This is a genomic window from Ectopseudomonas toyotomiensis, from assembly GCF_900115695.1.
GTDB lineage: Bacteria > Pseudomonadota > Gammaproteobacteria > Pseudomonadales > Pseudomonadaceae > Aquipseudomonas > Aquipseudomonas toyotomiensis.
Map to the genome: position 1 here is coordinate 302,907 of NZ_FOXK01000006.1, position 14,981 is coordinate 317,887.

The 14,981-nt window shown below is 62.8% G+C and carries 9 protein-coding genes; 5 read left to right on the forward strand and 4 right to left on the reverse strand.

The features are described 5' to 3' along the window. Window positions 1-4: 4 nt before the first annotated feature. Both BM186_RS14520 and BM186_RS14525 read right to left on the reverse strand, forming a co-directional pair. Window positions 5-1,324, reverse strand: coding sequence for an MFS transporter (locus BM186_RS14520; RefSeq protein WP_074916137.1), 1,320 nt, complete (start codon window positions 1,322-1,324; stop codon window positions 5-7). Window positions 1,325-1,362: 38 nt separating this feature from the next. Then, window positions 1,363-2,706, reverse strand: coding sequence for a glutamine synthetase family protein (locus tag BM186_RS14525; RefSeq protein ID WP_074916139.1), 1,344 nt, complete (start codon window positions 2,704-2,706; stop codon window positions 1,363-1,365). A 279-nt stretch (window positions 2,707-2,985) separates the two neighbouring features. Between BM186_RS14525 and sstT the strand changes: the two genes are divergently transcribed. Next, window positions 2,986-4,209 carry a serine/threonine transporter SstT gene (gene sstT, locus BM186_RS14530; RefSeq protein WP_074916141.1) on the forward strand — a complete coding sequence of 408 codons (1,224 nt, stop codon included), beginning with the start codon at window positions 2,986-2,988 and terminating at the stop codon, window positions 4,207-4,209. An 80-nt stretch (window positions 4,210-4,289) separates the two neighbouring features. Here the strand turns inward: sstT and BM186_RS14535 are convergent, their stop codons facing one another. Both BM186_RS14535 and BM186_RS14540 read right to left on the reverse strand, forming a co-directional pair. Then, a complete protein-coding gene (locus tag BM186_RS14535; RefSeq protein WP_074916143.1) occupies window positions 4,290-5,711 on the reverse strand; it encodes a diaminobutyrate--2-oxoglutarate transaminase in 1,422 nt (473 codons plus the stop codon). Window positions 5,712-5,854: 143 nt separating this feature from the next. Beyond that, complete coding sequence (locus tag BM186_RS14540) at window positions 5,855-7,939, reverse strand: TonB-dependent receptor (RefSeq protein WP_074916144.1); 2,085 nt, start codon at window positions 7,937-7,939, stop codon at window positions 5,855-5,857. A 351-nt stretch (window positions 7,940-8,290) separates the two neighbouring features. Here BM186_RS14540 and BM186_RS14545 point away from each other — a divergent pair, with 351 nt between their 5' ends. From BM186_RS14545 to BM186_RS14560, 4 genes are read left to right on the forward strand one after another with little or no spacing between them, the layout of a single operon-like run. Further along, window positions 8,291-9,274, forward strand: coding sequence for a TauD/TfdA family dioxygenase (locus BM186_RS14545; RefSeq protein ID WP_083431606.1), 984 nt, complete (start codon window positions 8,291-8,293; stop codon window positions 9,272-9,274). Window positions 9,275-9,282: 8 nt separating this feature from the next. Next, on the forward strand, window positions 9,283-10,737 hold the full coding sequence (locus tag BM186_RS14550; RefSeq protein WP_074916152.1) for a condensation domain-containing protein: 1,455 nt from the start codon (window positions 9,283-9,285) through the stop codon (window positions 10,735-10,737). Between the two features lie 15 nt (window positions 10,738-10,752). Next, window positions 10,753-11,805 (forward strand): TauD/TfdA family dioxygenase, encoded by a 1,053-nt coding sequence (locus BM186_RS14555; RefSeq protein WP_074916154.1) that lies wholly within the window; start codon window positions 10,753-10,755, stop codon window positions 11,803-11,805. A 37-nt stretch (window positions 11,806-11,842) separates the two neighbouring features. Further along, window positions 11,843-14,977 (forward strand): non-ribosomal peptide synthetase, encoded by a 3,135-nt coding sequence (locus BM186_RS14560; RefSeq protein ID WP_074916157.1) that lies wholly within the window; start codon window positions 11,843-11,845, stop codon window positions 14,975-14,977. Window positions 14,978-14,981: the final 4 nt, after the last annotated feature.

The following is a 14,981-nucleotide window of genomic DNA, read 5'->3' on the forward strand; positions in this document are numbered from 1 at the left end:
GCCTTTACTGGTCCGCCTGCGTTTTCTGCTGGTCCTCTTCAGCCGCCGCTGCCGCAGCGGTGGCTGGTTCCTGCATCTGCTCCTGCACCGTCTGCTCATCGACTCTCGGGTCGAGCGCAGCGACCAGCGGTGAGCTGGTGACGTTACCCGGCATGGCCATATGGTGCAGCGGCGCATCGTCGACCTGATGCAGATGGGTCACCACTTCAGGACGAATGCGCCAGACCAGAATCAACGCGCAAACGCTGACGAACACATAGAGCATGTTGGCGCCGTAGAAACGCATCAGCACACCGGCCAGCAGCGGGCCGATGCAGGCACCCACGCCGAAGGTGACCAGCAGCATGGCCGTCAGTGACACGCGGCGCTCCGGCTCCACATGGTCATTGGCCAAGGCCACCGCCAGCGGATAGAGACTGAACTGCATCAGGCTGACCAGAAAGCCGACACCGAACAGTAAGCCGAGGAATACCTCCGGCAGTGCCGCCAGCGGCAAGGCCGCCAGTAGCAGCAAGACCGAGCAGCCGCGAATCAGGCGCACGCGGTCATGTCGATCGGAAAGCCAGCCCAGCGGCCACTGCACCAGCAGGCCGGCGAGAATACAGCTGCCCATGAACAGGCCCACCTGCTCGGTCGACAGGCCCATCCGCGTGGCGTACAGCGGCGCCAGACCGTAGAACGAGCCGATCAGCAGACCGGCCACCGAGATGGTGGTCAGCGACAGCGGCACACGACTGAGGAAGAAACGCAGCTCCAGCGGCGCCGGGTGCAAGGGGGCCGGGTGCAGGCGCCGGGTCAGCGCCACCGGCACCAGGCACAGCGCGAAGCACAGCGCCACCAACATCAGCAGCTCCAGCCCCAGCGTCGGGTGTACGACCAAAGCCAGCTGGCCAAGGATCAGTCCCAGATAGGAGGCCGCCATGTAGCCACTGAACACCAGACCACGCTGCTTGGCTTCAGCCTGCTCGTTGAGCCAGCTCTCGATGACCATGTACTGGCACATCATGCCCAGGCCCACCAGCATGCGTAGGAACAACCAGAACGGCAGCCACTCCACCAATCCGTGGCCGAGCACCGCTGCGGTAACCACCCCCGCGCAGGCCACGTAGGCACGGATGTGCCCCACCCGACCGATCAGTCGATGCCCCAGCTTGCCACCCAGCACCAGGCCGAAATAGTTGGCCGCCATCAGTGCTCCGACCCACAGACCATCCACGGTATCGGCCAGACGCAAGGCCAGATAGGTACTGAGCAGACCGGAGCCGAGCAGCATCAACAGAGTGGCAAAGTACAGCGAGCGGAATGACTTCCAGATCAATCGCATTGGCGGGTAAAGCTCCTTGTGCGGTAACCGGGTAAGCGTCACGCCTGTGCGGCGAGAACACGACGCTCCCAGGGCGTAATTTCATCGTAGAAGCTGGTCAGCTCCAGGGTCTTGCTGGCGATGTAACCTTCGATGAATTCCGCACCGAACAGTTCGATTGCCAACTCGCTGCGTTTCAGACGCTCGATCGCAGCGTGCATGGTACAGGGTAGCGCCAATTCTTCCGGCACCTCGAACTCACCCTGGATCGGCGCGCTGGGTTGTAGCTCACGCTCCAGACCATGCAGCCCAGCCGCCAGGCTGGCAGCGAGAGCCAGATAGGGGTTGGCATCAGCACCCGGCAGACGATTTTCCACCCGCCGTGCCACCGGGGCACTGGCCGGAATACGCAGGCCGGCGGCGCGATTGTCCACCGACCAGCAGGCATTGTTCGGCGACGCATAGGGATGACACAGGCGCTGATAGGAGTTCACATGCGGTGCGAAGAGCAGGGTGAAATCAGCCATTGCAACCTGCTGACCGCCGATGAAGTGATAAAAAGCCGCTGTCGCCTCGCCATTGTCAGCGCTGAAGATATTGCGGCCACTACCCTGCTCCACCACGCTCTGGTGGATATGCATGGAGCTACCCGGCGTATGCGCCAGCGGCTTGGCCATGCAGACCACGGACAGTCCATGCTTGAAGCCGACCTCCTTGAGCAGGTGCTTGAACAGGAAGGTCTGATCGGCCAGCTGCAACGCGTCGCCATGCAGTAGGTTGATCTCGAACTGGCTGACGCCCATCTCGTGCATGAAGGTGTCACGCGGCAGCCCCAATGCCTCCATGCAGCGATAGACCTCGGCAAAGAATGGCCGCAGGCCATTGCCGGAACTGACGCTGAACGCCGAGCCACCGTCCTCACGACGGCCATCCAAACCCACCGGCGGCTGGAACGGCTGCTGCGGGTCGGGGTTGGCGGCGAACACGAAGAACTCCAGCTCGGTCGCCACGACAGGTTGCCAACCATGCTCGGCGTAGCGCGCCAATACCCTCTTGAGCAGACCGCGCGTGGAAAGCCCGGAGCTGCGCCCGTCCAGTTCGTCCGCGTCGCAGATGGCCAGTGCGCGCGGCGACTCGCTCCAGGGCAGACGATGAATCTGGCGAGGTTCAGCGCTAAGCAGCAGATCGCCATCGTCACCGCCGTAGAAACGTGCCGGCGGATAGCCGCCCATGATGCATTGCAACAGTACGCCGCGAGCGAGCTGCAGGCGCCGTCCCTCAAGAAAACCGCTGACCGTCATCACCTTGCCACGGGGGACTCCATTGAGGTCCGGAGTTACACAATCGATCTCATCGATACCCTGCAGCAGGGTTTCCAGTGCCTGGCGGCTGGCAGTGCTCATCTTTTGTTGTCCTTGAATGACGCGGATACCGCCTGACGGCGACGATGCGTACAAAATACGCACCAGTCGTTCGATATTTCAAGCAGGCAAAGCTTGCCGAGATGCGACACCGGCTTGCACCCTGTCGTCCAGATACCAGTGGCTGGCACGAAGCGCTATGAGGCTGTGCTAGAGTCGCGCGCTATTTTTTCGGCCGACCTGTCACAGGCTGCGCTGAAAGCCCTCTCGCCCCAGGCGCGAAGGCCTTTGCCACACGCCCAGCAACCAGAGAACCACGCGATGTCCCAAGCCATCCACCCTGCCCTGCAGCTACTCAACCGCACCAGCCTGGTGACGCAGATCATCATCGGCCTGCTCGCAGGTATCGCCCTTGCCGTGATCGCCCCACAGGCAGCGCTGTCCGTCGGCTTCATCGGCAACGTGTTCGTCTCGGCGTTGAAGGCGGTGGCGCCGGTACTGGTGTTCATCCTGGTGATGTCGTCCATCGCCAACCACCAGCAAGGCCAGCAGACCCACATTCGCCCGATTCTGCTGATGTACCTGATCGGTACCTTCAGCGCCGCCCTGGTCGCGGTGGTGGCCAGCTTCGCCTTCCCATCGTCGCTGGTGCTGAGCAGCCAGGCCGCTGAACTGACACCCCCCGGCGGCATCGGCGAGGTGCTCAAGACGCTGCTGATGAATGTGGTCGACAACCCGGTCAACGCGCTGCTGCGCGGCAATTTCATCGGCATTCTGGCCTGGGCCATCGGCCTCGGCTTCGCCTTCCGAAACGCCAGCGCCAGCAGCAAGCAGCTGCTGGGCGACCTGTCCAGTGGCGTTACGGCCATCGTCAAGCTAGTGATCCGCCTGGCACCGCTGGGTATCTTCGGCCTGGTCGCCGCGACCCTGGCCGAGTCCGGTTTCGACGCCCTGCTCGGCTACCTGCACCTGCTGGTGGTGCTGGTCGGCTGCATGCTGCTGGTGGCCCTGGTGGTCAACCCGGCGCTGGTGTACTGGAAGATCCGTCGCAACCCTTATCCGCTGGTACTGACCTGCCTGCGCGAAAGCGGCATCACCGCCTTCTTCACCCGCAGTTCGGCCGCCAACATCCCGGTCAACCTGCAGCTGTGCCAGCGCCTGGGCCTGCACGAAGAGACCTATTCGGTCTCCATTCCGCTGGGCGCCACCATCAACATGGCCGGTGCGGCCATCACCATCACCGTGCTGACCCTGGCTGCAGTGCATACCCTGGGCATCGCCGTCGATCTGCCCACCGCCCTGCTGCTGAGCGTGCTGGCCTCCATCAGTGCCTGCGGCGCATCCGGTGTCGCCGGTGGCTCGCTGCTGCTGATCCCGCTGGCCTGCAGCCTGTTCGGCATCCCCAACGAAGTGGCCATGCAGATCGTCGCCATCGGCTTCATCATCGGCATCGTTCAGGACTCGGCGGAAACCGCGCTGAACTCTTCTACCGACGTGCTGTTCACTGCCGCCGCGTGCATGGCGCAAGAACAGCGCAAGGGCTGAAACGAAAGAAGGCTTGTGCACTGCACAAGCCTTCTTTCTATCGCAAAGAGCAAGAGCTCAATCCTGTCGAGCGCGACTCACTACTGTGCAGCCAGAGCGAACCCCTGGACGGACTGGGCAGCCTGATAGAGGATCTGCCCAACATGCTCGACTTCAGCCTCGCTGATGATCAATGGTGGCAGGAACCTGACGGTTGCCCCATGGCGCCCACCCAGCTCCACGATCAAGCCACGTTCCAGACAGGCGCGCTGCAGTTTGCGCGCACGCTCTCCATCGGCCACGGGACGACCAGCACCATCATTGCGGGACGGATCGACGATTTCCATACCTAGCATCAGGCCGCGCCCACGCACGTCACCAACCCAGTCGAACTCAGCCTGCAATCCCTGCAATAACGTGTTTAGTCGAGCACCAACGCTACGCACGTGGCCCGTAATGCCTTCGCGTTGAATGAAGCGCAAGGTGGCATCACCAGCAGCCATGGCCAGCTGATTGCCACGGAAGGTGCCGGCATGGGCGCCAGGCTGCCATTGATCGAGCTCACCACGATAGACCACCACGGAGAGCGGCAAACCGCCGCCGATGGCTTTCGACAGCGTAACCACATCTGGGGTGATGGCGCTGCGCTCGAAGGCAAAAAGATCGCCGGTGCGCCCGATACCGCATTGGATCTCATCGAGGATCAGCGGAATGCCATGCTCACCGGTGATAGCCCGCAGCCCCTGCAGCCAGCGATCCGGCGCGGGAATCACACCACCCTCGCCCTGCACCGTTTCCAGGATCATGGCGGTAGGCTGGGTCACGCCACTTTCCGGGTCGCTGAGCAGATGGCGAATGTAATGCAGGTTGGCATCGATCGATTGCTCGCCGGACAACCCGAACGGGCAGCGGTATTCATGCGGATACGGCAGGAACTGTACGCCGGACAGCAACCCACCCAACGCGCTCTTCGGCCCAAGATTGCCGCTGATCGAGAGCGTGCCAAGGGTCATACCATGGTAAGCACCATGGAACGCTAGAACACTTTGCCGCCCGGTTGCCGTGCGCGACAACTTGAGCGCCGCCTCCACTGCATCCGCCCCGGTCGGGCCGCAGAACTGGATGCGCGCGTCCTTGGCTAACGCACTCGGCAGCAGATCGAACAGGGTCTGCACGAAGGCATCCTTGATCGAGGTGCTCAGATCAAGGGTGTGCAATGGGATACCCGATGCCAGGGTTCGCTGGATCGCCTCGACCACCACCGGATGATTGTGCCCCAACGCCAGCGTACCGGCCCCCGCCAGGCAATCGATGTAGACCTGCCCGCGCGAATCCTCGACGTAAACACCCTGTGCCCGCTTCAACTCCAGCGGTATGCGCCGCGGATAGCTGCGCGCATTGGACTCGCGCTGTGTTTGCCGTTGCAGCAATGGCGTGCTGTCAAGGCAGTAGCGCTGGCTTAGCCCAGTATGTCGATGCTTTAGTTCGAGAGGAATGTTCGTTGTCGGGGTAATCACGCTCATGATGGCCTCCTCGCTTCACACAAGTAGTGCGTTCTCTGACGGCACCCCTTCGAACACGTCGAAAGGAACGAGACAACGAACCTTGAATAAGTCGTAGGCGGCGACACCTTTGTCGCCGCCCTCCCTACCTGGTTTTACTTCCTTTAGAAGTCGTAGCGAGCGGCTACACCCAGGGTCATTGGCGCACCAACATCGAGCAGGTCGTCGCTCTGGTTGTTGGTGATGTATTCCTCATCGAAGAGGTTGTGCACATAACCGCTGAGGGTCAGGTTGCCAATAGGCAGCTCAGCGTTCAGATTTACCAAGGTCACGCTGTCATTGCGGCGTACCTTGGTGATTTCACGTGCGCCATTGGCATCGAAGTTGGAGATGCTCCGCCCCTGGTAAACAACATTGCCACCTATCATCAGACCGTTGTTGAAGGTGTAGTTGGCTCCCAGGTTGGCCATCTGTTTTGGCGCATAGACGAATTCGTAACCACTGAGATCCACGCCATCGCGGACGAACGACTTGTACTTGGTGTCGTTGTAGGCGAAACCGGCATTGACCAGCAGCTGCGATGTCACCAGATACTCGGCAGAGAACTCCAGGCCCACCATACGGCTCTCGGCCGCGTTGGCTACCTGAGTAGTGCCATCGGCGATATTGCGGAACGACACCTGCTGGTCCTTCCACGTGGTGTGGTAGAGGTTGGCCGTGGTACGCAGGCGGCGGTCCAGCCAGTTGCCACGCCAGGCCAGCTCATAGGTACTGGTGAACTCAGGATCGTAGCTATCGTGGCGAGAGCGGCTGCGAATGTTCACACCACCACTGCGATAGCCGCGCTGCCAGGTCAGGCCAAGCACCTGATTATCGGTCAGGTCATGGCTGATACCGATTTTCGGTAGCAATACGCTGGAACTGAGATCACGATCAACCGAAGGGTCGGTAGCGAGGCTCAGCACATCGATGGGGTAATTGATCTTGGTGTTGTTCTTTTCATGATCCCAGCGCAGACCCGTGATCAATTGCCAGTCGTCCACGAACTCCCAATTGAGTTCGCCGAACAACGCGTGGCTGTTGATTTTGGTCTCACCCTTCTGATTCAACAACACCGTCCCGTTGTTGACCAACTGATCGTCGATCTCGCCTTTTGAACGACCCAGGTATACGCCAACTACACCATCGAGCCGATCCGACGCATAACCCATGCGTAGCTCCTGGCTACCCAAAGTCTGTTCGTGATGGCGGGGAGATGTCTGAGTCACGCTCGTCAGGCGATCGAAGTCGAGAATGGAGTCGTACTTGGACCAGGTGCCAGAGGTGACGCTGGTCAGAGTCCAGAAGTCGTCCAGACGATAATCGACTTTGGCGGTGGCAGTGTTCTGGTTCAGCGTGTTGTAGGTCTCGGTGTTCTCGTAAATGCTGTAATAATCGGGCTTGCCGTTAGATGCGGCCGTCGCATTGAGGCCACTGCGCTGCTTCGTGCGGCTGAAGGTGAGCAGCACATCCATGTCATCCGACGGCAAAATAAGGAACTTGCCTCGAATATTGGACGAGCGCAGCTGGTTGGCGTCCATGTCCAGGAATTCGTTCTCGATATAGCCGTCAGACGTCTGGTAATCGACAGCCAAGCGCCCGGCGATGATGCCATCGACCAAAGAGCCGTTGGCCATGGCCGACGCCCCACGCTCACCATACTTGCCTGCGTTGCTTCTCACCGAGAACTCTGGATCGAAAGTCGGATCCTTGCTCTTCATGATGATGGCACCTGCCAGAGAGTTACGTCCCTGGGTGGTCGACTGAGCCCCCCGATAAATCTCTACCTGCTCCATGTCCCAGAGCTGCATTGGATTGTGAGTGAGCAGACGATTGACCTGCAGTGCATCGTCGACATAGACCGACACGGCACCGTTCATCGCAGCGGGCCCCTGGTCATCGAACCCACTCACCGGAATACCGCGAATACCCCAGTTCTCGTTCCCCGACTGAGCGTAAACGCCCGGAGTGCGGTCCAGCACACCCTGAAGATCCTGATCGCCATGGATACGCATGTCCTCACTGGTCACCACCGCAACGCTGGAAAGCGTTTTGTCCTGGCTGCGTTGAATCTTTTCCCCTGTGATGACCACTTCCTTGAGCTGCAGGGTTTCCTCTTTCTTGGCCTCTTCGGCTGCCAGCAGCGGAGTCACAGCCATCAGACCGGACGCTACAGCCAGCGCCAACGTGTTCTTCTTGAAATTGCTCATTTGCCCCTCGGCTCCTTCGCTCTTGCTTATTTTTCGAAGCGAAACGGATGGTCGCTTCTACTCCTCCCCAAGCTTCGACGGCAGAAGCCAGAAGCTCACAGGTGCGAAATATTATCGAGTGCAAGAATATTTGCAATCTTTACGATAGTGATTATCATTTGAAACCTTCTTGCACGCAGAGCAGTCATGCAAGAAGCCGATGCTGCATTACCGCCTCACCCCGACATAAACCTCTTGAATGGAGGGATGGACCATGGTCCTTCGTCTACACGGAAGCCCAGCTCACACTGCTCCACTCATCGAGTGCCCCGCCGCGATCTGGCCGCGTTCTGCCGCAAGGATCGCCCGCTTATGAATCAGGTTGTCAACGCGCTTCGTTCGTCTTGTGTGCAGGATGGCTGCACTATCACCTCACTACTGGACGACCACCCGCTCCCTCTACTAATTGCCAGCCAGGAAGGTCAATCGATCCACACGTTGAGCGATACATTGCGCGCCATTGCCCTGGACACTCTAGGAACGACCGGTGGAGTCCTGTTTCGCAATTTCAAGGTGCCGACGCCGCTGGACTTCAAGCGCTTCGCAGCCAGTTTCGGCATGCCGCTGGGTACCTACGAGTTCGGTTCCACGCCGCGCAGCAAGGTGTTCGCCGGCGTCTACAGCTCCACCGAATACCCCGCGCACCAGAGCATTCCCCTGCACAACGAGCAGTCCTACACGCGCCAATGGCCATCGCGTATCTGGTTCCACTGCATGACGTCGAGCCAGACAGGCGGAGAAACTCCCATCGCCGACAGTCGCCAGGTGTACCAGGCGATCGACCCGGCCATTCGCGAGGAATTCATCTCCAAGGGTCTGCTCTACGTTCGCAACTACAGCAGCGCCCTCGACCTGCCCTGGCAGCAGGTGTTCAACACCGATGACCGCAGCAAGGTCGAGCAGTACTGCCAATCCCAGGGCATCGACTGGAGCTGGTCGGAGGCAGGCGAACTGAGCACACGGCAGCTATGCCAGGCAGCGGTTCGCCACCCCGTCAGCCAGGAGTGGGTGTGGTTCAATCAGGCGCACCTGTTCCATATCTCCGCCATGGCGCAGGATCTGCGCCAGACCCTGATCGAGGCGGTCGGCGAAGCGCAGTTGCCGCGCAATGTCTATTTTGGCGACGGCACGCCGATTCCAGACGCCACTCTGGACGCCATTCGCGCCGTCTATGCCAATACCAGCGTCGCCTTCCCCTGGCAGGCCGGCGATGTACTGATGCTCGACAACCTGCTGGTCGCTCATGGCCGTAACCCGTTCAGCGGCGACCGCAAGGTCATCGTGGCGATGGCCTAGGAGCATACATGGACACTCCAACTCCGCCGCTGCTGCCCCTGAGTGAGCTGGCTGCTCGCTGCGTGCGTCAATCCTTCGCCCAGAGCCGCCTGTGGTTCCTGCATCAATTGGAGCCCGAACGCGCCCAGCACAACATTCTGGTGCGCATGGTGCTCCAGGGAGAGCACCTGCAGACAGCCCGCCTCAAGCGCGCGCTCGACGCACTGAGCCTGCGCCACCCGGTACTGCGCGCCTGTTACCGCACGGCCGAGACCGGCCCGGAGCAGTGCCTCGCCGCCCCGCCATCCATCGCCCTCGACTATCGCGACCTCGGCGGCCTGAGTGCGAGCGAGCGCCGCGCCGTGATCGAGCGCCTGTTGCACGACCAGCAGAACACGCCCTTCGATCTCGAAGCCGGCCCGGTCATGCGCGCCTGCCTGTTGGATCTCGACGCAGCCTCGCAGGAGCTGATCATCGTCATCCATCACATCGCCTTCGACGGTCGTTCGGGGGAAATCCTCCTGCAGGATCTGGCTCACTACTACGACAGCGAAGAGACCGGCGCGCCACTGCCCGGACGCTTGCAGTACGCCGATTTCGCGGCCTGGGAACCTGGCTACGTGACCCCACGACTGATCGAAAGCGAGATCGTCTTCTGGCGCGACTACCTGGCCGGCATGCCGCTGCAACTGGAGTTCGATCGGCGTGTGCGCAGCGAGGGGCCGGCACAGGGCGGTCGCCATGCATTCACCATCCAGGCAGAGCGGGTCGAACGGCTCAAGCGGGTCTCTCGACATCTGCGCCTGCCCCTGTTCGTGACGCTGACCGGGCTGTTCCAGATCTGGCTGCATTACCTCAGTGGCCAGCATCGCTTTCTCGTCGGCACCGATGTGCACGGCCGCGACCTGCCCGCCCTACAGGACATCTTCGGCTTCTTCGTCAATCAGCTCACGCTCAAGTGCGAGCTGGAGGATGAGCTGAGTCTTGGCGAGCTGCTGGCACGCACTCGCCAGGCCATTCGCGTGGCCCATGGGCATCGGCAGTTGCCATTCGACCTGCTGGTGTCCCACCTGGCGCCACAACGCAAGTCGGATCGCTCGCCATTGTTCCAGGCCAAGCTCAACTACCAGCGTGACCGCTTCAGCATCGAGAGTCTCGGCGCGGCTCGTCTCGTCAGTACTCAGGTGATCCAGGATCTGGCGGGCTTCGATCTGGTGCTCGACCTGATGCACCGCCACACCAGTATCGAAGCCACGCTGGAATATGACCGCCGCCTGTTCAGCAGCGACGAGATCGAGCGCTTCGCCAGCCTCTGGCAGGAACTGCTGGGCCAGGTCGACGACCTGCTGGAGCATTCGCTCAGCGATCTGCGCAGCCGCCTGCGGGGCTGGGACGACACCTACCTGCAGCAGCAACAGCACGCACACCTCGATCAAGGACGCGCACGCCTGGGCAACACCCGGCGCCGCGCCATCAGCCTGTAGCGACAAGGAGCCCGCATGACCGCCATTCCTCCGTCCGGCAACCGTCCCGCCGCCGGTATCCCCCGCCGCAAACCCATCATGGTTTCGCAGCAAAGCATCGTCAGCGAAGGCCTCCTGGCAGCGGACTGGGATCTGCCCTGGCGGGTCGAACCGAGCCTGCCTGGCGTCGACCTGGTGCAATGGGCCACGCAGAACCGCGAACATCTGGAGAAAATGCTGCTGCAGCATGGCGCCATTCTGCTGCGCGGCTTCGACGTACAGAGCACCCAGCATTTCAATGCCGTGATCGACGCCCTGTCGAGCGGCGCCCTGGAATACATGTTCCGTGCCTCGCCGCGCACCCGGGTAGGCGGCAACATCTATACCTCGACCGACTACCCGGCCGACCAGGTGATCTTCCCGCACAACGAGCACTCCTACTCGCCACGTTTTCCGCTGCGTCTGTTCTTCTACTGCCACCTGCCTTCGGAAACCGGCGGGGAAACCCCGATCGGCTCGGTACGCCGGGTCAAGTCACTGATCCCGCAGGAGATCGTCGAGACCTTCAGGCGCAAGAAGATCCTCTACGTACGCAACTATGGCGACGGCTTCGGCCTGCCCTGGCAGTCGGTGTTCCAGACCGACGACCGCGCCGAAGTGGAGGCCTACTGCGCCTCGGTGGGCATCGAGGTGGAATGGAAGGACGGCAACCGTCTGCGCACCCGTCAGGTCGGCGCCGCCCTGGCGCGCCACCCACGCACAGGCGAGGAGGTCTGGTTCAACCACGGCACCTTCTTCCATGTCAGCACCCTGCCCGCCGCCATCCGCGACTCGCTCGGCGCCGGCTTCTCAGCGATGGATCTGCCCACCAACACCTTCTATGGCGACGGCAGCCCCATCGAGCTGGAGGTACTGGAAACCCTGCGCGCCGCCTATCTGGGATCGCTGGTGAAGTTCCGCTGGCAGCGCGGCGATGTCCTGCTGCTCGACAACATGCTCGCGGTGCATGGCCGGGAACCCTACGCCGGCCCCCGCAAGATCTACACCGGCATGGCCGAAGCCACCGCTGGCAGCGACGTACAGCTCTGATACGTCTGTTCTCCAATTTCGCTCACGAGGAAACGCCATGTCGGCTCTGACAGGTTTTCGCATCTCTCCACAACAGGCCCGGGCCTGGCGCGACGCCCGGCACAACGCAGCGGACAGTGCCGGTAGCTGCCTGGTCGTCGAGGTGGCCCAGGCTCCATCGGCCGCCAAAATCGATGCACGCCTGCAGGCCCTGGCCGAACGCGAAGAGATTCTGCGCACGGTGCTGCATGCCGTGCCCGGCATGGCTCTGCCGATCCAGGTGATCGAGGAACAGCCGCGTGTCACCTTCGCCGCCGAAGACTGGCGCGACGCAGACGCGGCGCAACGCGCTGCCCGCCAGAACAAGAGCACGCTGCAAGCGGGCAGCGTACTTTCGGTGCGCTACATCCGTATCGGGGATGAACGCTGGTGGCTGTGCCTCGAGGGCGCCGCCAGCGCCCTGGATCTGAGCAGTCTGGCCCTGATCGCCAGCGAACTGCTTGGCGCGACCCAAGCGGAACGTCTGCAGTACGTTGACTACGCGGAATGGAAGAACGGCCTGCTGGAGGATGAAGCCGACGGCCAGGCCGTGCGCTTCTGGCAGCAGATGCGCACGGAAAGCGCCCCCCTTGAACTGCACGGCCTGCAGATGGCCGGCAATGGCCAGGCGTGCCAGCCGACATTGCACGCCCTTGCCGGTTTGCCAGGGCACGCCGAACTGCAAGCGCTGGCGTCTCGTGCGGCGTTGAGCCTGGACGAGCTGTTGTTCGCCGCCTGGTGCGTGCTGCTGGCTCGGCTGAGCGGGCAGCAACGCATCCAGCTCGGCTGGCAGGATGTCGGCCGTGGCGAGGGTCTGGAACAGGCCCTGGGATTGTTCGAGCAGTTCCTGCCGGTACAGGTGGAAGTCGATCTGCAAGCGCCATTGACGTCCCAGGCCGCCACCCTGCTCGCCCCCCTTCGCCAGGCCAGGGGCTGGCGCGATCATTACGACAGCGAGCAGCCCTGTGCGCTTTATTTCGCCTGGTGCGAACTCGACGTGCCCGGAAAACTCGGCACGCCGGTCATGGCCACCGGCTTCCAGCCGCCCTTCGCGCTCGGTCTGGAATGCCATGCCGGCAGCGACACGACGCTGGAGCTGCGCCTGGCCTATGACCGCACGCGCTTCGACGCCGCGGCCATCGCCTGCCTGGAAGAACAATGGACCCGACTGCTACAGGGATTGTGTGCGCAAGACGCCATCCTCGGGACGCTGCCCCTGCTCGGCCCTCGCCAGGAACAGGGCCTGCAGGCCAGCGCCAAATCGGCAGAAGTGCGGGATGCAAGCGTGCTCACGCTGCTCGAAGAACGTGCCCTGGCCAATCCCGAGGCCCCGGCACTGGTCGATGCTGGTGGCCTGACCCGCTATGGCGAGCTGCTGGCCCAGGTCGACACCCTGGCTCGGCGGCTGCGCGCCGCGGGCGTGCAACCCGGCGACGTGGTCGGCATCCTCATGCGCCGCGAGCGCCAGGCCATCGTCGCCATGCTGGCCGCCTTGAAGGCCGGCGCGGCCTACGTGCCCCTCGACCCGGCCTATCCAGGCGAACGCCTGAGCTACATGCTCGACAACAGCTCGGCGCGCCTGCTGCTCACCACCCAGGCCCTGCAAGGCAATGTCAGCAGCGCTGTGCCCAGCCTGCTGCTGGACGCTGCCGGCGAGGCGCCCAGCGCCGATGCCGAGCCATTGCAGGCGGTCAACGGCGAGCAAACCGCCTACCTGATCTACACCTCGGGCTCCTCCGGTCAACCCAAGGGCGTGCCGATCAGCCATGCGGCCCTGAGCCGTTCGACCCAGGTGCGCATGGCCTTCTACCCTGAGCCGGTGCGGGCCTACCTGTTGCTTTCGTCATTGTCCTTCGACAGCTCCGTGGCGGGCATCTACTGGACGCTGTGCCAGGGCGGTCTGCTGGTGCTGCCGGCCAGCGGCGAGGAGCTGGACCTGGAGGTGCTGGCCGCGCTGATCGAACGCCATCGCGTCAGCCACAGCCTGTCGCTGCCATCGCTCTACGAGACCTTGCTGGACTACTGCGATGCCACCACCCTGGCCCACCTGCGCACCTGGATCGTGGCCGGCGAGCCCTGCACACCGCGGGTGCTCGACAAGCATCGCAACAAGGTGGGGCACGCCCGACTGGTCAACGAATACGGGCCGACCGAGGCAACCGTCTGGGCCACCGCCGAGGTACTCAGCGATGCAGCCTCCGGCACGGCCACCATCAGCATCGGCCGGCCCATTCCCGGCATGGGCCTGTGGCTGCTGAACGAATACGGCCAGCCGGCCGCCATCGGCGAACCCGGCGAGATACACCTCGGCGGCCCGACCCTGACCAGCGGCTACCTGGGCCTGCCCGAGCAGACCGCCAGCGCCTTCGTGCATTACCCGCACATCGCTGCGGGCCAACGCCTGTATCGCACCGGTGACCTGGCCCGACGCCATGTCGACGGCCGCCTGGACTTCCTCGGCCGCCGTGACCAGCAGATCAAGATCCGCGGCCACCGCGTCGAGCGCGGCGAGATCGAGCGCGTGCTGCAGAGCCATTCGGAGGTGCGCGAAGCCGTGGTGATCGCCCAGGTTCACGAAGGCAGCGCCCGCCTGATCGCCTACTTCACCGACCGCCATGGCTATGTTCCCGAGGCCCAGGCGCTGAGCAGTTTCATCAACGATCGCCTGCCAAGCTACATGGTGCCGGCCGCCTTCGTGCATCTCTCAGCGCTGCCGCACACCCCCAACGGCAAGCTCGACCTCAACGCTCTGCCCAACCCGGATGACCTGGTCGCGGCCAGCGCCGCCTACGTGGCCCCGCGCGACGAAATGGAAGCAGCACTGGCCGATATCTGCCAGCAGGTGCTCAAACGCGAACGCATCGGGGTACAGGACAACTTCTTCCAGATTGGCGGCGACTCGATCCTCAGCCTGCAGATCGTCTCGCGCGCCAACCAGCAAGGCATCCGCCTCAGCGCCAAGCAGATATTCGAGAGCGAGACCATCGAGCGCATGGCCCAGGTCGCCACCCGTGGCGCCCCCGAGAGCGAAGCGCCAGTGGCCACCGCTGCCGAGGACACCAGGGCGACCCGCACGGCCGCCGACTTCCCCCTGGCCGACCTCGACGATGCCGCCTTCGGCGACCTGCTCGCGGAACTCAATTCGACCGACTGAACCG